Origin of the sequence: Methanolacinia paynteri (genome assembly GCF_000784355.1) — an archaeon.
GTDB classification, from domain to species: domain Archaea; phylum Halobacteriota; class Methanomicrobia; order Methanomicrobiales; family Methanomicrobiaceae; genus Methanolacinia; species Methanolacinia paynteri.
The window spans coordinates 33,366-54,744 of record NZ_KN360943.1 but is presented as its reverse complement, the minus strand read 5'-3'; the positions used below and the strand labels follow the sequence as shown (position 1 = coordinate 54,744).

At 45.4% G+C, this 21,379-nt stretch carries 23 protein-coding genes and 1 tRNA gene; 13 read left to right on the top strand and 11 right to left on the bottom strand.

The features are described 5' to 3' along the window. The first annotated feature begins 46 nt into the window (after positions 1-46). The 6 genes from METPAY_RS13140 to METPAY_RS14480 all read left to right on the top strand — a co-directional run bounded on the left by METPAY_RS13140 (position 47) and on the right by METPAY_RS14480 (position 4,813). A complete protein-coding gene (locus METPAY_RS13140) occupies positions 47-487 on the top strand; it encodes a formylmethanofuran dehydrogenase subunit E family protein (protein WP_048153018.1) in 441 nt (146 codons plus the stop codon). A gap of 1 nt (position 488) precedes the next feature. After that, a complete protein-coding gene (locus METPAY_RS13135) occupies positions 489-1,247 on the top strand; it encodes a metal ABC transporter ATP-binding protein (protein ID WP_048153017.1) in 759 nt (252 codons plus the stop codon). Further along, the gene (locus tag METPAY_RS13130; protein ID WP_048153016.1) at positions 1,240-2,073 is read left to right on the top strand and encodes a metal ABC transporter permease; all 834 of its coding nucleotides are present in this window, start codon (positions 1,240-1,242) and stop codon (positions 2,071-2,073) included. Before METPAY_RS13135 ends, METPAY_RS13130 begins: the two co-directional genes overlap by 8 nt. 23 nt (positions 2,074-2,096) lie before the next feature. Beyond that, a complete protein-coding gene (locus tag METPAY_RS13125) occupies positions 2,097-3,134 on the top strand; it encodes a metal ABC transporter substrate-binding protein (RefSeq protein WP_048153015.1) in 1,038 nt (345 codons plus the stop codon). A gap of 239 nt (positions 3,135-3,373) precedes the next feature. After that, the gene (locus METPAY_RS13120) at positions 3,374-4,099 is read left to right on the top strand and encodes a type IV pilin N-terminal domain-containing protein (RefSeq protein ID WP_048153014.1); all 726 of its coding nucleotides are present in this window, start codon (positions 3,374-3,376) and stop codon (positions 4,097-4,099) included. A 6-nt stretch (positions 4,100-4,105) separates the two neighbouring features. Beyond that, positions 4,106-4,813 carry a type IV pilin N-terminal domain-containing protein gene (locus tag METPAY_RS14480; RefSeq protein ID WP_052418838.1) on the top strand — a complete coding sequence of 236 codons (708 nt, stop codon included), beginning with the start codon at positions 4,106-4,108 and terminating at the stop codon, positions 4,811-4,813. A gap of 52 nt (positions 4,814-4,865) precedes the next feature. Here METPAY_RS14480 and METPAY_RS13110 read toward each other — a convergent pair whose 3' ends face one another. Both METPAY_RS13110 and METPAY_RS13105 read right to left on the bottom strand, forming a co-directional pair. Next, complete coding sequence (locus tag METPAY_RS13110) at positions 4,866-6,278, bottom strand: hypothetical protein (RefSeq protein WP_048153013.1); 1,413 nt, start codon at positions 6,276-6,278, stop codon at positions 4,866-4,868. 4 nt (positions 6,279-6,282) lie between these two features. Then, the gene (locus METPAY_RS13105) at positions 6,283-7,002 is read right to left on the bottom strand and encodes an ABC transporter ATP-binding protein (RefSeq protein ID WP_048153012.1); all 720 of its coding nucleotides are present in this window, start codon (positions 7,000-7,002) and stop codon (positions 6,283-6,285) included. A 116-nt stretch (positions 7,003-7,118) separates the two neighbouring features. On the opposite strand from METPAY_RS13105, the gene METPAY_RS13100 reads away from it, so the two are divergent. Then, entirely contained in the window at positions 7,119-7,604 is a 486-nt protein-coding gene (locus METPAY_RS13100; RefSeq protein ID WP_048153011.1) for a peroxiredoxin, read from the top strand. 44 nt (positions 7,605-7,648) lie between these two features. Here the strand turns inward: METPAY_RS13100 and METPAY_RS13095 are convergent, their stop codons facing one another. From METPAY_RS13095 to METPAY_RS13085, 3 genes are read right to left on the bottom strand one after another with little or no spacing between them, the layout of a single operon-like run. After that, complete coding sequence (locus METPAY_RS13095; RefSeq protein ID WP_048153010.1) at positions 7,649-8,578, bottom strand: DNA polymerase subunit beta; 930 nt, start codon at positions 8,576-8,578, stop codon at positions 7,649-7,651. A gap of 6 nt (positions 8,579-8,584) precedes the next feature. After that, positions 8,585-9,151 carry an L-threonylcarbamoyladenylate synthase gene (locus METPAY_RS13090; RefSeq protein ID WP_306413942.1) on the bottom strand — a complete coding sequence of 189 codons (567 nt, stop codon included), beginning with the start codon at positions 9,149-9,151 and terminating at the stop codon, positions 8,585-8,587. An 8-nt stretch (positions 9,152-9,159) separates the two neighbouring features. Next, complete coding sequence (locus METPAY_RS13085) at positions 9,160-9,834, bottom strand: DUF5612 domain-containing protein (protein WP_048153110.1); 675 nt, start codon at positions 9,832-9,834, stop codon at positions 9,160-9,162. Between the two features lie 284 nt (positions 9,835-10,118). Between METPAY_RS13085 and METPAY_RS13080 the strand changes: the two genes are divergently transcribed. Continuing rightward, complete coding sequence (locus tag METPAY_RS13080; protein ID WP_048153008.1) at positions 10,119-11,183, top strand: RMD1 family protein; 1,065 nt, start codon at positions 10,119-10,121, stop codon at positions 11,181-11,183. A 69-nt stretch (positions 11,184-11,252) separates the two neighbouring features. Here the strand turns inward: METPAY_RS13080 and METPAY_RS13075 are convergent, their stop codons facing one another. Beyond that, complete coding sequence (locus METPAY_RS13075) at positions 11,253-11,918, bottom strand: CRISPR-associated protein Cas4 (protein WP_048153007.1); 666 nt, start codon at positions 11,916-11,918, stop codon at positions 11,253-11,255. Positions 11,919-11,983: 65 nt separating this feature from the next. Here METPAY_RS13075 and METPAY_RS13070 point away from each other — a divergent pair, with 65 nt between their 5' ends. The 5 genes from METPAY_RS13070 (at position 11,984) to METPAY_RS13050 (ending at position 15,046) form a co-directional block, all read left to right on the top strand. Then, complete coding sequence (locus tag METPAY_RS13070) at positions 11,984-12,283, top strand: DUF3467 domain-containing protein (protein WP_013329899.1); 300 nt, start codon at positions 11,984-11,986, stop codon at positions 12,281-12,283. Between the two features lie 72 nt (positions 12,284-12,355). Beyond that, positions 12,356-12,427: transfer RNA gene (locus tag METPAY_RS13065), tRNA-Thr, on the top strand. A gap of 143 nt (positions 12,428-12,570) precedes the next feature. After that, on the top strand, positions 12,571-13,026 hold the full coding sequence (locus METPAY_RS13060) for a hypothetical protein (RefSeq protein WP_048153006.1): 456 nt from the start codon (positions 12,571-12,573) through the stop codon (positions 13,024-13,026). 128 nt (positions 13,027-13,154) lie between these two features. Next, positions 13,155-14,402, top strand: coding sequence for a HEPN domain-containing protein (locus tag METPAY_RS13055; RefSeq protein ID WP_048153005.1), 1,248 nt, complete (start codon positions 13,155-13,157; stop codon positions 14,400-14,402). Between the two features lie 287 nt (positions 14,403-14,689). Then, positions 14,690-15,046 (top strand): carboxymuconolactone decarboxylase family protein, encoded by a 357-nt coding sequence (locus METPAY_RS13050; RefSeq protein ID WP_048153004.1) that lies wholly within the window; start codon positions 14,690-14,692, stop codon positions 15,044-15,046. 388 nt (positions 15,047-15,434) lie between these two features. On the opposite strand, the gene METPAY_RS13045 is transcribed toward METPAY_RS13050, so the two are convergent. From METPAY_RS13045 to METPAY_RS15580, 5 genes are all read right to left on the bottom strand, one after another. Then, positions 15,435-16,838 carry a cache domain-containing protein gene (locus METPAY_RS13045; RefSeq protein WP_052418837.1) on the bottom strand — a complete coding sequence of 468 codons (1,404 nt, stop codon included), beginning with the start codon at positions 16,836-16,838 and terminating at the stop codon, positions 15,435-15,437. A gap of 173 nt (positions 16,839-17,011) precedes the next feature. Continuing rightward, a complete protein-coding gene (locus METPAY_RS13040) occupies positions 17,012-18,442 on the bottom strand; it encodes a cache domain-containing protein (protein WP_084600899.1) in 1,431 nt (476 codons plus the stop codon). Positions 18,443-18,560: 118 nt separating this feature from the next. Beyond that, positions 18,561-19,949, bottom strand: a complete 1,389-nt coding sequence (locus tag METPAY_RS13035) for a hybrid sensor histidine kinase/response regulator (RefSeq protein WP_052418835.1) — start codon at positions 19,947-19,949, stop codon at positions 18,561-18,563. A gap of 174 nt (positions 19,950-20,123) precedes the next feature. Next, positions 20,124-20,768, bottom strand: a complete 645-nt coding sequence (locus tag METPAY_RS13030; protein ID WP_048153003.1) for a DUF47 domain-containing protein — start codon at positions 20,766-20,768, stop codon at positions 20,124-20,126. A gap of 4 nt (positions 20,769-20,772) precedes the next feature. Beyond that, positions 20,773-21,379: inorganic phosphate transporter (locus METPAY_RS15580; RefSeq protein WP_048153127.1), on the bottom strand; the 607-nt coding region annotated here is incomplete at its 5' end.

Here is a 21,379-nt window from a genome sequence, read left to right as displayed (position 1 = left end):
CAAAATTATCGATATTTACAGGACGTGCAACAGGAGGAGAAAAAACATGAAATGGCATGAACATTGCAGGTATATGGAACTGGAGAGGGAGTATTCCGTCAGGGACCTCGCCCTCTTTCACGGCCACCTCGGCCCTTACATCGTCCTGGGATACAGGATCGGGCGATATGCATCAGAATATTTCGGCAATAACCCCTTCGGGATGAAGGCGAAGGTGTACTGTTCCGGGAAAACTCCCCAGAGCTGCCTTGCGGACGGAGTTCAGCTCGGGAGCGGCTGTACAATCGGCAAGAGAAATATCGAACTGGAGATCTCGGACGATCTGAAATGCGAATTTGAATCGGGCGGGAAGAAGATTGTCCTGGTCCCCAAAAAATTTGAGATTCCAAAGTCTTCCGACGTCGATTATGAATTGATCATCGAAGAATTTGCCGAGAAGATGTACGGTCTCGAAGATTCCGAACTGTTCGAAGTCTCCGGGATCTGAAATGGATGTTAAAGCTGCCGGCGAGCCGGCAATCTGCCTGAAAAATATCTATACGGCCTACGAAGGTGCTGAATATCCTGTAATTAAGGATGTCTCGATCGAGATCAGGCACGGAGAGTTTGCAATAATCGGGGGTCCCAACGGTGCGGGAAAGACGACTCTTCTCGAAACGATCAATGGGATGCTGAAGATCACGCATGGCGAAGCGAAGGTGCTCGACATGGATGTCGGTTCCTGCGGCAGGGATGTCCGCAAAAGGGTCGGCTACGTGATCCAGAACTTTTCATTCGATCCCATGACCCCTTTTTCCGCGGAAGAGGTAGTCCTCATGGGAAGATACGGTCTTATCGGCCCCCTGAAAAAACCATCCGGAGAGGACCTCGAAAAGGCTTCGGACGCGATGAAACTTCTCGGGATTACGGATATCGCAAAGACTCCCATCGGAAAGCTCAGCGGCGGCCAGCAGCAGAAGGTCCTGATCGCCCAGTGCATTGCAAAGGAACCCGATATACTTCTTCTCGACGAACCCTTCAGCAATCTCGACCTGTTGACCAGGGAATATGTAAGCGGTGTTCTCGGAGATCTTGCCAAGAAAGGATGTACGATCGTAATCGTATCGCATGCATTCGATGCCCTGCCCGATACCGGTATCCGGATCATTGCGATGAACGACGGAAAGATCGCCCTTGACGAAACTTGTGATCCCGGTGAAGTGGAGGGAAAAATACGCTCCGTGTCCGGAGGTTCGCCCCGTGCTTGAATTTATCATATCGAACAACATCGTCTGCCACGCGGTAGAGGCGATGCTGTTTGCATCCATTTCGTGCAGCATACTCGGCGTCATCGTTACCCAGTTCAATGTTTCGTCAATAGGATTTACAATGGCCCATGCGGCATTTGCCGGTGCTGCAATCGGGATGTTTGCAGGAATAAATGCAACACTCGCCGCCGTCGTCGCAGGAGTCTTTGTTGCGATCCTTCTCGGACCCGTAGCAGAATACTCGAGAATGTCAACGGATTCGATTCTCGGGGTCTTCTTCGGTATGACGATGGCGATCGCGGTTTTTTTCATCGCGTATATGCAGTATCTCGGAAAGGGAATGAGCGCGAGCGCACTTCTTTTCGGCGATGTCATTTCACTTTACCGCGAGGAGATCTACGCACTTGCGATAATATCCGTAATTTCGATAGTTTTCGTCTATCTCTTCTACAAGGAGATCTCGGCTATCATATTCGATATGAAGATTGCCGAAGCCGCTGGAATTTGTGTCAAGCCGTTGTATTTTGTCATATTGTTCATGATCGCGCTCGCGGTCTCGCTGAGCCTGAATATAGTCGGCGGCCTCCTGCTCTTTGTCTGGCTGGTGACCCCTGCCGCTGCGGCCTACCAGTTCTGCAACAGCCTGAAATCCATGTTTATACTCGCGCCGGTAATTGCCGGAACGGTGAGCGTTGCCGGTGCACTGATAGGTCTGGCCTATTCGGTCCCTGTTGCGCCTCTAACGGCCATTATGATTACATCTGTATTCGTAATTTCGATGTTCATATCACCAAAGAGAAAAATTTCATACAGCAAAGGATATTAAATAATATTTCTTAACACCTTTTTATGAAAAGTTTAGGTTTTTTCTTTTCGATCTGTGCAATCGCAGTTCTGGTTCTGTGCTGTCCTGCGGTCTGTGCTCTGAATGTTGTCTCTACGACAAGTGTCCTCTGGGACCCTGTAACGCAAATCGGCGGTGATCGCGTCGAAGCAATTTACGTCGCCGATCCGGCGATCTGTCCCCATCTCCAGGGAGACATAATCAACAACAGGATCCAGATGAACAGGGATTTCATCGCGACGGCGGATCTTTTCGTCGGCCATAACAGCAGTGTCGACAGCCAGTACGTGATTCCGCCACTGGACAAGTTCATGGAAGCGAACGATTACGGAACAATCGACTGGGTGTTCCTCAAAGACCCGGACATGTCATGGAACACGCCCGACGATGCAGTTCTGCTGGCAGATGAAGTCAAAGGCTGGCTCATCAATGCCGATCCCGGAAACGAGTCCTACTATCAACAAAATTATGCCGAATACATCGATTCGATAAACCTTGCCGATCTTTCTGACGATGAAGCAGAAGCGATCGGCGGGCAGGATGTTATCGTTATGATCTGGCAGAAGAAACCCGCCGAACAGTGGCTGGGATTAAACATCGTGGATTTCTATGCACCTGACTTTTACATGAAGGGCGAGTACACGGCTGCAAAACTTATCGACAAGATCCAGGCGGACCCTGAGAAGTACCGGAATGTGAAGTATGTTATCGAGAACATGCAGTCCGGAGAGCTTGCCAAGGGTGTTGAAGAGGCCCTGAACGATCTCGGAATCGATGCGGAGAGGGTTATCTTTACCAATTTCCCGAAATCGCTCGACGGTGTGGATACCATTCCCGATGTTCTTGAATACAACAAAGGGCTGGTAATGCCTGAAGGTGCCATAGAAGGATCGGTGGATGCGGAAGAGGAGAAGGTAATCGGAACATCGACAGTTGCAAAGACTGCATCGACAACTTCAGCACCGACACAGGCTTCCCCATTGTCACCTGTTCTGGTAATATCCGGGCTCCTGTGTTGTCTTGTTCTCTTCTTCAAAAAATAATTTTTTTATAAAATATGTTGTTATTTAAACTCCCTGGGGAATAGAGTCCTCACTTAAACTTTTAGTTAATTTATTACCCTAATATGTTTCCACGAATTATTATGTTGGTTTCTATTATAATGATAAAATATATAGTCTGATTTTGATCATTTATTTAATATATTATTATAATATGATCTATTCGTATTACTTTTAAAGTAAATTCTTTATTTATGTAGTACTTGTGGAGAGTATATTCGATGAAGAAAGGAATTGTTGTTGAAAAATATGGTGCTGTTTCTCCGGTTGTGGGAGTAATGCTGATGCTCGTCGTTACTATTATTCTTGCAGCAGTTGTTTCAGCCTTTGCCTCGGGTGTCACCGGCGATACGCAGGTGGCGCCGCAGGCGAGTTTAAGGATCAGTACAGGCGGAGATATAGCCAATGGTGAATATGACATCAGTATAGAGCATCTCAGCGGTGACCCCATCCCCACGAAGGATATTGAGATTATAACGTGGCTTACCCTGCCCAACGGGACGGTTGTAAAGCATGTCCAGGCCGCGGACTCACCTTATGCACTACTAAGCACCAGTTCTATTGCAGGACACCCATCGTATTCACGAGTACCTCACGTATACGACCAGCAGAAGTACGGCTACCCGTGTAAATCGACGGAGAATGTCACTCTTCCCAATACCTATGTAATTGGAGGGATTAACGAAACCGGCGATTCACCTGCATGGTTCGGGGTAGTTACATGGATGCCGGGAGATATCGCGAGGACATACATGGCCTACGGTGCCGCCGAACTCCTCGGGCTTGTCCCGGCGGGAGAAGAATTCCCGGGCGATGCAAGCACATATGATGCTGCCGTGGATGTTTTGGAAGACTGTGTATCCTCAAACGCCCAGCTTGAAGTCAAGATCCTGCACGTCCCGAGCGGTAAGTATATTCTGGACGAAACAGTGGCATTACAGGGGTGAGATGAAATGAAGTACATAAAACAATTAAATGAGAGTGCAGTCTCGCCTGTTGTGGGTGTTATGATGATGCTTGTCGTTACAATCATCCTTGCCGCTGTTGTTTCGGCATTCGCGTCTGGAGTTGCCGGCGATACTTCTGCAGCTCCTCAGGCATCGATCATTGCCACAGAGATAGTGTTTGATGGTGCATATGATGGAAATGGAGATTCAAGTGACCGTTATGGACAGGGTGTAGCCAGGCCGACGGCCGTCAGCGGAAAGATGACTGACGTCTATGTGGTCTTCGAGCACAAGGGCGGCGATTCAATCAACCTGAACAACATCGAGATGCAGCTGAGTTCCATGTCGAAGAGCGACGAGAAGTCTCTCGTGTCGAATTCATATACGCCTTATGAAGGCGGCAACAGCTACATCGGATCCGTCGGTGATAAAAGCAGTATCGCCGGATTTTCAGAAAACTGGGCCACTTATCTTGAGACATTTCCTGATCACGGAACCGTGGTGAATCCCGGCGACAAGTTTGTGATGCATACCGATTTCGTAACACAACTTGGTAGTACAAATTCAATCTGCTGGATGAACAATGACGCAGTCTACCAGTTCTGGGTCGATGCAGGCGACGTTCTGACGTACGATATCATCGATAAGAACTCGGGGAAGGTAATTACTTCCGGAGATATTCAGGTACCATTGTTCACTATTTCAAACAGTTAAAATTTTAGTGTATGGATATTCAAAAACTACTTTTTTTCAGGGCTTATTTGTTCTAAAATCCCGCATAATCGGCACTGTCCCATTTCTTAAAACCGCTTTTAATAAGGAGCCACGCCGGTATAAAGAGGATTACTGAAAAATACGCCAGGTACGTACTGACAAATGTCAGCCCGAGGAGAACGAGAATCACCGGGCCGGTTACGAGTATGTATGTTAAAAATACCTTTACATTGTAGATCATCGTTCCCGGCTGAAGCCCGCACATCCTGATCATAAGAGCCAGTTCGAAGAAAGATATCGAGAGGCAGAGAACGACTGCATTGGGAATGCTTCCGGGATCGCCGGATAAAAGCCCTACAGCAACTAAAAATATGACCGGGACCGCCTGCAGGACCGTAAATGTCCCGACCTTCGCCCTTATAACCGATGAAATATTCAGGGGAAGAAAATAATATACGGAGATCGAATCGAATTCGGTGAGCCATGTATACATCGTCGACGCGATGATGCCCGTTACTACCGCGATCGTAAACAGGATATTGTCCTGCGTAATGAAACCGGTTAAAAATGACAATATCAGCCAGATCAGTCCCAGCGGAAGAATAAAGGAAAAGATGATCTGGCCGACTCCGATTCCGCTCCTGTAGAGGTCGATGAAATCCTTTGCGACAAGGGTGTTTTCTTTTAAAAATCCAAGTCTTTGAGAGAACGAATCCAGCATATTCCTATAGTGCTTTTCAGAACCGGTGTCTGCAGGGGTAAAGAATGCTATGGAGAGTGCGAAGAGGATAGCAATTATGCAGATAGTGAACACAAGCCCGGAAATTGTAAACGAGTTGAAGAGAAGAACGGGGAGAATAAGGGCTGATAAGATCGTTTCGGGTGAATACATTGTTCCTGCCGCCAGGAATGCTACGATGATCGCTGCCAGGACTGCAAACAGCGCCGGTTTGCTCCTCGAATAGATTGCGGAAAGCAGGAAGATCGTGCATAATCCAAAAAGGAACCCTATTGACATCGTAAGCAAAAGCAGCAGGGGATATTGAATTCCGATTCCGTTGAATGGGGAAGCCGCCAGAAATCCCAGCCCGAAAGGAAGAATCCAGAGAATGAAGTAATAAACGATGTCCTTCACGACGAAGTTGAGAAACACAATCCGTTCCGAGACCGGCAGGCTCCGTGCAGAATATGCGATCAGGCTTCCCTGTCCGAATCGCCGGTTCATCACTTCCTTTCCCATGATTCCGAAAGATCCGACCATTATCCCGAGGAGAACGAACTGTGCATGGACTGTGATGCTCAGGAGCATGACGTCCATCACATTCGATATAAGGGGGAGGATGAACGTGCCCATGAACGCGATGGCAAATATCAGGACGGGGAAGAGGGCGAAATTGAGGCTGCCGAAGAGCGTGGAGTGCATACGCCACTCCTCCCTGAACATGTTTGCAAACAGTGTGAGCATCCTTTCAGCTCCGCTCCACGAGTTCCATGAAGAAATCGTCGAGATGAACGCCTTTTTCCTTCAGTTCGTCCGTTTTTCCGATGTGGAGGAGCCTGCCCTTGTGAAGGATCGCAAATTCGGTGCAGATCTCCTCTGCGATCTCAAGTATATGGGTTGAGAGGAAGATCGTGTTGCCCGAAGCGGCATAATCTTTCAGGAACTCTTTCACTTTCCTCTGCATAACCGGGTCGAGGTTTATCAGCGGTTCATCGATCAGTGCGACTTCGGGCTCGTGAAGGAAAGCCTGTGCAAACATCAGCTTCTGTCTTGTTCCGCGTGACAGGTCTTTGCAGAGGACATCTTTTTTATCTGCGAAGTCGAGATAGTCGAACCACCAGTCCGATTTTTCTTCAAGTTCCTTTCCTTCGATCTTTCTGATCTTTGCTACAAACGACAGGTATTCGCCGGCAGTGAGAAAACTCGGCGGGGTTTCCTGTTCGGGAATAATTCCGACGAGCTCCCTGACCTTTATGCCTTCCTTTGCCGGGTCGGTTCCGAGAACCTCGGCAGAACCCGATGAAGGTTTGATCTGGCCGGTGAGCATCCTGATCATAGTAGTCTTCCCCGAGCCGTTCGGCCCCAGGAGCCCGAAAAGACTGCCCTTTTCGACTTCCAGGCTGACCTCGTCGACGGCCTTTAAATCTCCATATTCCTTTGCGATCTTTTCAGTTCTTATTACCGGCATCTCAATCTCCCTAAGTATAAGTGTATGTTGTCGGTTTATAAATCCGAAGGCTTACAGGCAGTGCAGATGATAAATAGTTATTTATTCCCGTCTGCTCACTATCTGCTGTGAATATTATGGATCTGATAGCTGTAGGAGAGACCGCACCGCCGTTCTGCCTCCCTGATTCCTGGCATTCGGAGGTATGTATCGAAGCATTCAAGGGGAGATGGGTCGTTCTTTACTTTTACCCGAAGGACAACACAACAGGCTGCACGCTTGAGGCACAGACATTTTCAGCCGGGATGAACGATTTCAGGGGGATGAATACGATTGTAATCGGGATCAGCCCTGATTCGTGCGAGAGCCATGAAAAATTCGTTAAGAAACACTCCCTCGATCTCATTCTGCTGTCCGACGAAACTCATGTTGTCCTGGAAAAATACGGTGTCTGGCAGAAGAAGAAACTTTACGGGAGGGAATACTTCGGTGTAGAAAGGACGACCTACCTGATAAATCCCGAGGGTGTAATCGTAGAGGTCTGGCCGAAGGTGAAGGTCAAAGGCCACGCGGAAGAGGTAAAGGCGAAGGTCGTTTCATTGACGGGAAATAATCCGGAATAATCCTTTTCGGGAAAAAGTATTGAGAATATTATAAATTCTAATATCTATTCTGAATTTTCGATAAGGGTCTTTGATATGATATACTCGCCCTTTGCCTCGCGTGTCGATCCTATCACGAGCCACTTTTCATCTCCGTGATCCTCGACATATCCGCACGCCTCGATGGTCTCGCCGGAAACCGCCTGCCCGCTGTATGTATGAGTGAACGAAAGGACTTTCGAGATCTCTTCGTGATCGACCGAATAGATCGCCGGACTGTCGAAGATCAGGGATGAATCTGTTACTTCGGCTTCGATCGTCTTCTTCCCGAGGACCTTGCCTTTGGAAATATTGACCCTGTTAAGATCGCCGTAATTTCTCGTGTAGAGAAGATCGAAGTATGTGCCGTCGATCTCTCCCCTGTTCCATTTCCTCTTTTCATGCAGGACGAAGGTTTCATAATCGATCTCGGGAACCCGCTTGTTGTAGACCTTCTTCCAGAGTTCCTCGGACAGCGGTTTCATCCCGCCTCTTTCGACGGCATTCATGAGGTTTTTTTGTGCGGTAAACCAGTGGTCCCCGTACACGACCATGTCGATATCGGATGCCTCGTTTTCAAGTCCGACAAGGAGAGAGCCGGTGCATCCTGCATTTCCGGGCGGAACATCGAAGAGGGAGACGAGTTTGTTGACTCTCTTGTCTCTTTGGCAGAGATCTCCGATCTTCTCTTCGGGTTTATGAACCGTTTTTATATCCCCGAGCGGGACGCGATGAACTGTATCGAGATATTCGGGTTTGTTCTTCCTGATATAATCGAAGGCCTCCTCGAAATCGTATTTCGTATACCTGGTTCCGTCGGGAGACTGCCTGCTGCCGTTTTCGTCGGGTACGTATCTCAGGATGCAGCCTACGGCTTCGTCGTTATCGTAGGCCGAAACGGCGTAGATGCAGCCATCCCTGTCTTCGATAAAATCTCTCAGTCTGATCTGTTTCATAAAAAATCAATCCATTTCAGCGATAAAAGAGGCCACTTCCTCGATCTGGGCTCCGACACGTATTATCTTCCTGTTTACGAGGTCTACGACCGTGCTCGGGTTTCCGGGAAGTGTTCCGGAGTCGATGATATGATCGTATATTACATTCACCTGGCTTACAGTGACGGGACTGACGTCTCCCGACAGATTCGCACTCGTGGATGTAATGGGCGATCCGAATTTTTCTATGATTTCTATTGCGATATCGTTGTCCGGCATCCTGATTCCGATGAGGCCGGTCCCTCCGGTGAGGACGGGGGGAATGCATTTTTTCGCACGGACTATAACAGTGACAGGGCCGGGAAGGAATCGTTTTATGAACTCTTCTTCCGCATCGTCGATTATTGCCACTGCATGGAGCATCTCCATATCGGATACTGCGATCGAGACTGGTTTTGAGAGCGGGCGGCATTTAGCCTCATAGAGGCGGCTGATGGCTTCATCCGAAAGGGCGTCGCACCCGAGCCCGTAAACCGTCTCCGTGGGATATACGATTATCCCGTCTCTCCTGAGAACCCGTACCGCTTCATCTATTTTAAGCCTCAGAATACACGCCCCCTTACCCTGTCTATATCAAAGACGGCGAGATCGCTTGCCTGCATAACCGCGAATACTCCTGCCTGTATCGGGTCGGTCACGACGAGATCCGCATGCTGCGGCACGCTTCCTGCCATATTGAGTGAGATTACCGGTATTCCGAACTCTTTTACACGTTCTACAGCACGGGAGACTTCACCGCCCATAAGGGAGCCTGCAAGGACGAGAACGGAGACTCTCGGGAGTCTGCACACGGCATCGATGGAATCGGCAAGGGTAATCTCGCCTACGAGGGGGATCGTGTCTACGGAGATCCTCTCTCCCCTGATATTGTGGCGGTCCGCCTCGTTGACTGCACCCATCGCGACCTGTGCGACCTGTGCTCCGCCGCCGAGTATTATGATTCTTTTTCCGTATATTCTGGATAACGGCTGATAAGTCCTCACCTCATGGACGCACGGGAGATTTCTCAGTTCCTCAAGTAGTTTTCCCGTTTCGTTTATCTCTTCGTATTCGAAGTAGAGAAAAGATCTTCCCATGCTCGGGCCGCCCTGGAGGACGGAAGCCTGGGCCATGACGATATTTGCTTCGTTTGAAGCCATTATATCTGAAACATCCCGTAATACGCCTTTTGAGTTGTCGCTCAGGATGCTTATTGCGTGAATTACTGAATCATCCATTTCCTGCAGATTCTGGTTTATTTTCTGATTAGTTATAGGTTTTGAAGGCTGCATTTCCGGTGCGGAACGAATCGATTCAAAGACTACAGGAGACAGGGTTCCGGGACGGGTGCGGTCTGCCTGCATCCCGGCGGCGCGTATTTCGATGTTACGGATTTCGCACGGTTTTAGTGGGGGAAATTCCTGTTTATCTAAGGAATCGGTGTTCCCGCTTTTAACCGCCCGCGAGAGTTTATATCGTTTGCATCCTCATATGGAGATATTATCCAGGTGGATTGATTAACATGACAACTATCCGGTTTTACAGGATATACGATGCCGGGATGGCGGTAAATCTCGATGAACTTGAAGAGGCCTTTGCAGAGAAGTATATTACGTCGAGGGCCCGTTTCAGGAGGATTCACCCGAAGTCTATTGTCATGGATACACCTCCGCTCGTGCTTAATATGGGGCAGATTACGGTTGAGGCGGGCGGGAAAACATATGAGATGTCGATGTCGGTAAAGATTCTCGATATCGGTGTAATCAGTATCTGTATCATCTGCGATCTCGGGGAGAGCAGTCCTGCCGTACTTTATGAAACCGCATTGTCGTTCGGCGACAAGGATTGTCTGTCCGATCATTTCTACACTACGCTAAAAACCCTCGACGAGATCTTCTCGATATATATCCGTGACTTTGTGATAGAGGATGATTTCTACGAGGATTATACGATCTATACGGTCGAAAAAGAGGCTGATGCTCCCGATCCGGTATCTCTCTTCCTGTGCGACGGAACGGACTTCTCGGATCAGTTCAGGGAGGAGACTTTAAGGAATGTTCTAAGCTACAGCCGCAACGACAAGGTGATCATATCCTGGGACGGTGCACTGATAGTCTCGCCCGAATCCCTGGACGATATCATCGATCTCATAGAATATGCAAATGTTCAGGTGTTCGAGTTCAGGTATTACGATCGCGAACTTACGAACCGGATTGAAAATATGTACGACGACATCGAGGATGCCGACAGGATGTCGTGGTTCCGGAGAATGTACAGGTACCACGGGATCATGGTCGCCACGATGGAGATTTACGCGGACCTCGACGAGATTATCGAGAGAGTGAACAACCTCATTAAGGTCACCGAGGATGTCTATTACGCAAGGGTGTACGAGACTGCATTAAAGGAGTTCAGGATCGGCCAGTGGAGCGGGAGTGTCACGAGAAAGATCGATGTCCTGAGGGAGAACTACTCGATGCTTTCCGACGAAGTGAGAATCCAGCATTCCTATTTCCTGGAATGGATTGTCATACTGCTGATCGGGTTTGAGTTCCTGTTCGCGGTGTGGCAGTATTTTATATTATAATTATTCGGGGATCTGCAGTCCTTTGACAATCCCGGTTTCTTTTGAAACAATTTTTTGTGTCTTTAAAAATTACAAGAGGTCCGAGAGCTTTTTGGGTTCGGAATCGCAGTAGTCCTTCAGGTAGCAGTAATCGCACCTGCCGGTGTTTTTCTTCTCCGGGATGTATCCACGGTCTATCTTTTTTGCAACCGACAACGCCCGAAGTCCTGCTCTCCTGTCGGAAGGCGAGGGGTGACAGATCTTCATCTTTCCGTCCGGGACATAGAGCAGAGCGACATCTTCGATATCATACCCGAATGTCTCTCCTGCGCAGATCGCAGCCATCGCCGAACGTATCCTGTCGGATTTGTAGATCCCTGTCTCCGGGGCTGGTGACGCCCTGACGATCCCGATCTTCGGGTCTTCTTCATAGAGGAAGTCGATCTTTCCTATAATCCCGAGTCTGTTCGATCTTACTGAAAGATCGGTTTCGGAGGGGATAGGCCATTCCGAATTCCTGCATTTATCTAACCATTCCAGGAATTGCGGATAGCTATCTTCACCGACATCCGGGTTGACAAGCAGGATCTCGTCCCAGATCTCGTATTCGCACAACTCCCTCCCGAGCCTGTACGAGATTTGCTTCGACATTGTATATTCCGGCTTCTCGGATCCGTACTCGCGGCTCTTTTCAAGATAGTATCTTACCGGGCAGAAATTGCACGAGACAATCCCCGATATAGTTACGAAATCCATGCATTCCCCCTCTGCATTTAATCTTCCCCGATAATTCTTATTGTCGGTGAGGTCTAATAATATCTATGGAAAAGCGCGAAATTACAGTCAATCTTCCGCCTGATCTCGATCCGGTCTACTCGAACAGGATCCAGGTGGCATACAAGGACGACGAGTTCACGTTCGTCTTCCTTCACGAGATCCCGGGAACGAACCAGGCGCGTGCGAAGTCCGTCGTATCGATCAGCCCGAAGCATGCGAAGAACTTCTCGCAGGTCCTTTCGAAGACGATCGTGGATTACGAGGCAAAGTTCGGCGAGATCTCCGCCCATGCGGACTCGAAGGACGAGGCCCAGAACAACGTAACGATCCACGGCTATTCGTAAGTCTCCCGGATCAATACACCAAACTTATAATTTTAAAGACGCAATACATTAAGGAAACTTCGAGGAAGGTTCGCCGCTGTGGCTTAGCGGTATAGCGGCTGATTCGTAATCAGCAGGTCGGGGGTTCAAGTCCCCCCAGCGGCTTCTTTTTGGGACATGAAGATGTTCTTTTTTGATTTTAAGTGATTTTTAAGCTTATTTTGTTTGGAAAATATTTTGGTTTTTTGTAAAAAGATTACATTAAAAGTTAAATCCAATTGTGAAGTATAAGGTAATACAGGGATAAAATGCAAATTACTGATTTTAGTGCAATAATTACAGGATTATTTACTCTTTTTGGAGTTGTAGTTGGTTTTGCTTTAAAATTCCTTTATGATAATTCAATAAACAATAAAATAAAAAAGAGATACCAAAATCTCTTTATTAGCGATCTTAACTCATTACCAAAAAAAATCGATGAATTAATGCGAGATATAGAAAAAGAAAAGGGTCATCAGCGAATGTCAAATTTTGATAGAGCATTTAATAGAAATTATTTTGATGATTTATTTCGATTTTACGATATGAACTATGATAAATTGTCATATTTCGATAGTAATGCAGAAGAAAAAATCAGTAAAGTATATGATCATATCAAAAATGCAAAAGACTATTTTGAAAATAAACAGAACGCAGGTAAAAGTTATTATGAATTAGACTGTGCGATTAAAAGTATCGATACTGCAATAAATTCATTGAAATAATCAGGATTATTATTTCCTTTAAAAACTTCAATACTGGCGTTATGCAGTTATTTTTTTGATTTTAATTAAAGTATTAATTTAACCAATTTAGAGTTCTGTTTGCATAAGCATATTAATAATCAATTGTGATGAAGAATTTATTCACTGACATACAAGAAGGGTTCAATATTAAATTAAAAGAAACTGTAAAAGAAGGGATAAAAGAAGCTGCAAAAGAATTAATTGTTGTACCAAAAAGTAGTGAATATAATCGAGATTATATATCTCGATTTTTCATTGGTGGATTTTGTTTGTATGGAAATGAAACATTTCATTCAAAAATTAGTCTGATAAATGAAAAAATTGTAAAAGAAAGAAAAGGAACTCTCTCTAAATTACAACGAAATGGAATTTCGGGGGAATTAAGTGAAATTGCTAGAAAATATGCATATGGGGATTATAAGAATGAAGAGCAATTAGTTAAGGATATTAGTAATTTATTAAAGTTAAAAAGTTATTTAAATATTTTACATATTTATAATATTGAGACATCAGATATAATAAAAATTGGAAATTGCTTTATTTACCCCTCAATATATGATTTAATGGAGAAATCTGAAAATATTAATAAGCTAAAAGAAGAAGATCGAGAATTTATAATCAAGGGTATAGGAAGAGATATAGAAAAAGGAATTTTTTATAAAGATATTCCTATCTTTGAAATACAAAATCGGAATTTTACTTCATCGGCTTCGATTGAAGAAGCAGATTTATTTTTTGATGAAATAGCGAAAATTATCCGTTATTTTGGTTATCTAAAACCTGTCTCTAATAAAAAAGAAGAATCTAAAAGAGGATTTTATGTAAATATTTCTAATCTGAATTATTCCTCTTATTCTGAAAAAATCAATATTAAATCTGGAACAGCCAATATGCAAGATTTATTCAATGATAAAATATTTGATGCTCTTATAATTCGTTATAATAAAGAAAATAAAACAAATTTAGATAAAAAAATTATTGATTCTGTTATGTGGGTAGGAGATGCATTTACTGATTTCAACATTCAATTGAAATTTTTAAAGATTATTTCTTCATTTGAAATATTATTACTCAATAATGAAAGGAGTGGATTATCAGAAAAAGTTTCTAAAAATATCGCATCTTTATTGTATGATGACATTAAAGGCCAAAATGAATGTTATAAGTTCTTCAAAGATTGTTATAGAATCAGAAGTGAAATAATCCATAATGGTTCTTCTGATAATGTGACTCCTTTTTTTACATATAAAGTGATTAATTTACATAAGGAACTTATTGAAAAGATTCTCTTGAAATATCTATTTAAAGAATATGAAGAATTAACTAATTATATAAAATTACAGGGATTTGATTAAAAGTTACTATTGTTTTAGAATTTCAATGATTACAATAAATATTTTTAGAGCTATCGCTATTCTCATTCTACATTTCAACGTTAAAGTAATGATTCCAGTCCTTTTCCTTTCTGGTTCATAATTTTTTTGAGTTGCCTTGAAAACCCGAACGACGTTAGATACCACGTTTAGAGAGTAAGTTCTATGAATTCCGTCAGGCCTTTCTTAACTCCCTGACTTTTTCGCATTTTCTCCAACGGAAAAAAATAATTGAAACCGGAGCAACCTATTGATCAGGACGGAAGCGTATGGAAAAATTCGTCAGGGAAAAGATCAACCAGAGTATAGTCGACAGGAGAGAACTTCATTCAAGGTACCTGGAGAACTGTAGCACTTACGGGTCTTTCACCGAGCTGGAAAAGAAGGCGTTCGAGGACGGAGCTCTTTCCCGGAAACATAAGGAGCTCATGGCACTGTCGATATCCATCGTTACAAAATGCGAGCCCTGCATCGAATGGCATGTCCAGCAGGCTCATCTGGCGGGTGCATCCGAAAAGGAGATCTTCGAGACAATCGATGTCGCAATCGAGATGGGAGGAGGTCCGGCCGCTGCATACTCCCGGTTCGCACTGAATGCCCTCGAATTTCACAAAGAAGGGAAATGATAATATCCCAAATATCCTGTTAAGGTCTTATTTTTGATGAGATCCTCCTCCAAAAACTCCTCAATTTGAGCTTATTTTGCCGTTTTGAACGGGGTTTTGAAGGTCGGATTTAAACAACGCGAATATGCCGTTTTTACAGGGAATAAAACCCAAATTGCCTCGATATAACGACACGTCATCGCCCTGTTTTTTCAGGACGATGTTCATATCGAATGACAAGGAGATCGTAGAATCTGAGGCTTCTGTGTGGATGCAAAAAAACCCGTTTTTCGCTTATTTTAAGGTCTATTTAAGCTTTACTTTATCATACAAGGTTTTCGGATCACATTTGTTAACGAAAAAAATCCTGAAAATATCTTAAAGAAGAGATCTGATCTTGGAAAAAAATTCATTTCGAATCTTCGTCATCGTTTTTCCTGTGATCGATCCCGTAATACCGGCGAAGGAAAGACCAGACCTTCTCCGAACTGAGCCATTCCCTGTCAAGCTGCCTGACAATCCTGTCGATCTCATAAGCCTGGTTTAGAATCGGCTCCCCGTTCTCTTCCGGGGCCAGTTCTGCATTAACCACGATGACAGTCAGGGGGTTCCTGATCTCGTCGTTCAGAATTGCAAGCTGGCCCATATTCTCCTCTATCTGCACCACTGCGTTTGCAATCTGCCTCTCCATCTCCAGCCTTTCGATCTCGTCCGTTTCTATCCTGTCAACCATCGCCTTGAAGGAACGTGCCAGCGATCCGATCTCTCCCGTGCCTTTCACATCGATCTCCTGGTCGAGATCACCAGTCTCTGCAATCTTCCTGCTGACCGCGGTAAGAGCGGAGATGGGTTTGATTATTGTATAATTCAGTGTCAGCAGGGTCAGTGCACTCAGCAAAATCAGTGTGATTATTACATATACGAGGATCTTCACGATCGATTCGTTGATCTTCTGGTTGATGTACTCGGCCGGGAATATCTCGCCAATCTTCCATCCAAGTTCCGGCGAGGTGTAATATACAAAATAGTCTCCGTCCAGGAAGATTACCCCCTGCTCCTCGTTCAGGAATGCAGGCGTATAGTTCTGCAGGATCCCTTCTATATCCGTAAAAAGGTATGATGAGTTACGGTACGCAAGGATTATCCCGTTGCTGTCGGTGAGAATGATGTCCCCCTCTTCCACCGTATTTATGGAGTTAATATATTCCCTCAGTTTTTCCAGGGTGATGTCCGCTCCGATGACCCCGTAAACCTCGCCGTCCTGATCGACGAGGGCTTTGACGACTCCGAGATTTATATCCGGTGTCGTGAGCGAACTGTACGGTTCGGTAACCATAACCTCTTCGGGATTCTCTTTTGCCAGAATATACCACGGTCTTTCACGCGGGTCGTAAGCCGTGTTTCTTGCCCTCTCCTGCGACCTTACGAAAGTGCCGTTCTCCCTTCCCATGTAAACCGAATTCACATACGGATGCGTAGTCTGGTATTCCAGCATTAAATCGATGATATCCTGTTCCGTCTCCCCGATCGAATACTCGAATGTATCTTCCGATGCATTAAGGAAACTTGTAAAATCCGAATCGTCACGTGTCTGTACGACCTCTTTCACCGAAAGCTCATTGATGTCGTATTTCGCTTCACTGATCAGGTTTGTAAGTGAAAAATCGATATATTTCAGTTCTCTGACTGATATGTCGGATATTGTGTCGAGATTTTGTTTTTCAAGCGAGGACGGCAGGACTACGCCAACCAGGATCAAAACAATAACGGCTATAATGAGGTATAAAAAAATGACCTTTGTTTTAAGATCCATGATAAAGTCTCTATATTAATAATTGTGTATTTATTATTTGTTGCACCACCGGGGTGAAATGCCTGTAATATCGCCGGGCCAAAGCCGATTCAATGAAATCATGATCTTCTCATGAATCATTCGGCACGAACGTGAAGTAATCACAGCAACCGGCCCGGTTTTTCCGAATCAGATCACCTGTGTTCTTCTTTGCCCTCCTCCTCTTTTTTGTTGTCCTGATCCGTCCTGTTGTGAATCCCGTAGTAGCGGTTGAGGAATTTCCAGACCTTCGTGGACTGGAGCCAGCCCCGGTCGAGAGAATTTATGATCTTATCGATAACCGCGACCTGTTCGAGGATCTTGTCCCTTATCTCCTTGTCAGCCATCTCGGCCCAGGCGACGATCACGGTCAGCGGATTCCTGATTTCGTCGTTCAGGATCGCCATATCTCCCATATTCCCTTCGATCTGCTTTATGGAGTCGGCCACCTGGATCTCCATATTCTTTCTCTCCTCTTCCTCGCTGCGGATCTTCTCGACCATCGCCTTGAACGAACAGGCGAGTTTTCTTATCTCCCCGTCCGTCTTCTCCTCGCGAATCTCCTGGTCGAGATCCCCGGTTTCGGCAATTCTCGTGCTGACCTCGGTCAGGTCCGAAAGTGGCCTGAGAATCGTGCGGTTCAGGGCAAGCATTGTAATTATACTGAGGAGAAACAGGGCGAAGATCACAAAGATCAGGATCTGGAGGATTGATTCGTAAATCTGCCTGTTGATAACATTGAACGGAATGATCTCCCCGATCTTCCACCCGAGATCGGGAGACGTATAGTATACGAAATACCCGTCGTCGACAACTAAAACCCCTTCATCCGAGTTCATAAAGGCTCCCGTCTGGTTATTGAGTATGCCGCTGATATTCGTAAACAAGGCTGATTCATTCCTGCTGGCAATGATTACTCCGTTGCGATCGGTCAGAATCATTTCACCTTCATAGTCCGTTTCAATCCCGGTAATATAACCGGTCAGGTTCATAAGATTGAGATCCGTACCGACTACCCCGTAGACATTGCTTTCATTGTCGACGAGGGCCTTGGCGATCGCGATCTTAACGTACGGTGTCGTAATCGGGATGTACGGGTCAGTGATAACAACCTCCCCGGGGTTTTCGGTCGCAAGGATATACCAGGGTCTTGACCGGGGATCGTAGTCTGAAGCATTTTCCCAGGCATAGGACCTGACGAACGCCCCGTTCTCGCGGCCCATGTATACCGACTGTACGTTGGGATGGCTCACCTGGAATCCGTCCAGGACGTCAACGATCTCCCTTTCAGTTCCGCTATCAGAGAAATGAAAAGATCCGTCCCGGCCGATCAGGTAACAGGTAAATTCCGAGTCGTCGGGGGTTCTGACGATATTATTCAGCGACAACCCGAGGACATCATATTTTGCTTCATTTATATAATTGGAGAGTGCAAAGTCGACATGCATCGACTTTTCGATCGATTTCTCAGAGATTGCGTTAAGGTTCTGCTCCTGCAATGATATTGGCAGTATCACCCCTATGCACAAAATTATCAGGAGGGTAATGATAACATACAGGACTATAACCTTTGTTCTAAGATTCACAATGTTAAGGGACGGTAATAAAGTATATATATCTTGTCTTTAGAACAGTCTTATTCTTCCCGGAATTTCATTATATTGTCGATTGGGAAAGATTTTGCCGCCAACAAATAAAAAAAAATTATTCCGGATTTTCATCCGGTTCCTTGCCGTTATTCTCAACATCGCATGTTCCCTCTCCGCACTGAATACCGTAATACCGGTGCAGGAACTTCCAGACCTTCTCAGACTGCAGCCATCCCCTGTCGAGATCGGTAATTTTGGAATCGATCTCATAGATCTGTTTAAGCAACAATTCTTTGGTCTTCTCGTCCTCGACCATCTCGGCCCAGGCGAGGATAACTGTCAGCGGATTTCTGATCTCGTCGTTCAATATAGACAATTTGCTTATGTTATCCTCGATCTGTTTTATTGAAATTGCGACCTGCTTTTCCATCTCTTTCCTTTCCAGGTCGTCTTTGCGGATGGTATCTACCATCAATTTCAGGGAACGGGCAAGTGTTGCGATCTCGTCATCCCCGATATCCGTATTGATCTCCTGGTCGAGATCCCTGGTCTCGGCAATTTTCCTGCTGACTTCGGTTAGTTCTGAAATCGGCCTGATCACTGTGCGATTAATCATAAAAATGGTTATTATACTGAGAAGAACCAGTGCAAAAACCACGAAGATCAGGATCTGGATAAATGATTCGTAAATCTGCTGGTTTAATACCCTGAACGGAATTATCTCCCCCATCTTCCATCCAAGCTCCGGGGATGTATAATAGCTGAAATATGAATCGTCGATAACAATAATGCCTTCATCCGTATTCAGGAAATTATCGGTCTGATCCTTCAATATATTTTGAATGTTGGTAAAAAGGAGAGATGAGTTCCCGCTTGCAAGAATAACCCCGTTCCGGTCGGTCAGTATTACTCCTTCTTCATTGCCTGTTTTTATGCCGGAGATATAATTTGTCAGGTTTACCAGGGTGATATCTGTACCCACAACACCGGATACTGTCCCGTTTTGATCGATGACGGCCTTTGAGATTCCAATTTTTATGTCGGATGATGTTATCGGCATATACGGCTGTGTAATTACCACCTCTCCGGGTTTCTCTTTTGCAAGAGTATACCACGGTCTCGTCCTGGGATCATAGGTCGTAATATTTCCCAGTTGCTGTGATCTTATGAATGCCCCGTTTTCGTAACCCAGGTAGGCGGACTGGACATAAGGGTGCGTGTATTGAAAATCCCTCAGTACTTTGATGATCTCCTGTTCAGTTTTGTTTGAGGAATACCCGTAATTATCGGAATTATTCAAAAAATTGGAGAATCCTGAAGTATCGTCTGTCTCTATATTCTCATTGAGTGACAAGGCATATACGTCGTATTTTGAATGATCAATAAAATTTGTAAGTGCAAAATCTACATGGTTTAGATTATCTATCGATTTTTCAGAGGTGATATGGATATTTTCTTCTTCTAATGATATCGGGAGGGAGATTCCTATGAACAAGATTATCATCAGCGTAATGCAAAGATAAAGGACTATTACCTTTTTTCTAAGGTCCATGGGTAAGGGGTATTTTTAAAGTCGTTCGTATTTATTATTTCGTATCAGTTGAATTTCGTTTTTAACCGGAATTAATGTTGATTTTGATAATCGCGTCGATCAAAAAAATATCAGAGTTGGGAATGATCAGTTCATCCCTAAAAATGCCTTGTGAAGAAGATCGACCGCCCTCCTCAGAGCTCTTTCGATCTCCCTTAAATGATGATAGATCTCTCCCTTCCTCAATGCATTCATGGGATCTTCGGTATGGAGGAGTTCGGCCATACTCTCTATGTAGGTGTCATCGATTTCATGCATCGACCTTCTTGCCAGCCTGATGTATTCTTCAACCTTCGATTCTTCGTTGTTCATCGCCCTGACTGCATCTACCATTAGTCCCGTCCCCAGGAATATCTGGTCGGCGATTTTGACAATCGCCTCGTCAGGCGAAACACCGAAGGAATACATCTCCCTTGCCGTCTCTTTCGTATGGTTCAGGATATAGTCCATATGCCTTGATAAGGTGTACATGTCCTGCCTGTCAAACGGAGTCGAGAATGCCTCCACCATCTTCTGCTCCAGGTTGTGCCTTAAATCGTCGACTTCGGCGGCGATTTTGTCGATATTGTGGGGATCTTTCAGCGGGACATCCTTGAGCCAGAAAACGAACGTTCCCACTCCTTTCTGTGTGCTTACCGCCTGCTCCTCAAGCATTCCTTTGAAATCATATTCGGGGGGAAAGATATTGTCGAGGATTTTTATCTTTTCGGTCACCTTCGATTTTCGTGCCATATTATCAGATCCCTGTCAGGTATGAGATGAAATAGTAGATTGTACCTGAAATAACCATTGTAACCGGGATGGTCATTATCATTGCTATCACGATATCCCGCCCTGTCGACCATTTGACCTTCTTCGGGTTTTCCGCGGCTCCGACACCTATAATCGAGGTCGAGATGATATGGGTCGACGAGACCGGTGCACCCAGGCTGGTCGAAAGAGCTACCGAGATTCCGGATGACAGCTGGGAATCGAAGGAATGCAGGGGATGAAGTTTGAATATCCTGTCCCCGAGCGTTTTCATTATTCTCCATCCCCCGCTGAGCGTACCGAGCCCCAGAAGGGCCGCACATATGATCCTCGCCCACAGGGGAACTTCAAGAACCGCCATCTCGCCTGCACTGAACAGGACAAGTACAATTATCCCGAGTTCTTTCTGGGAATCGTTCGAACCGTTGCTGAACGACATTAATGCAACCGCTATCCAGTTCAGCCGGATGATACTCTTGTTTACAGTGCGTTTTGCATTCCGCAGCATGAATGAAGCTGTCTTTTGAAGCAGATAACTCCCCACAAAGCCGATTACTACAGAGATCACCAGGAAGAATATTATTTTCGTGAAT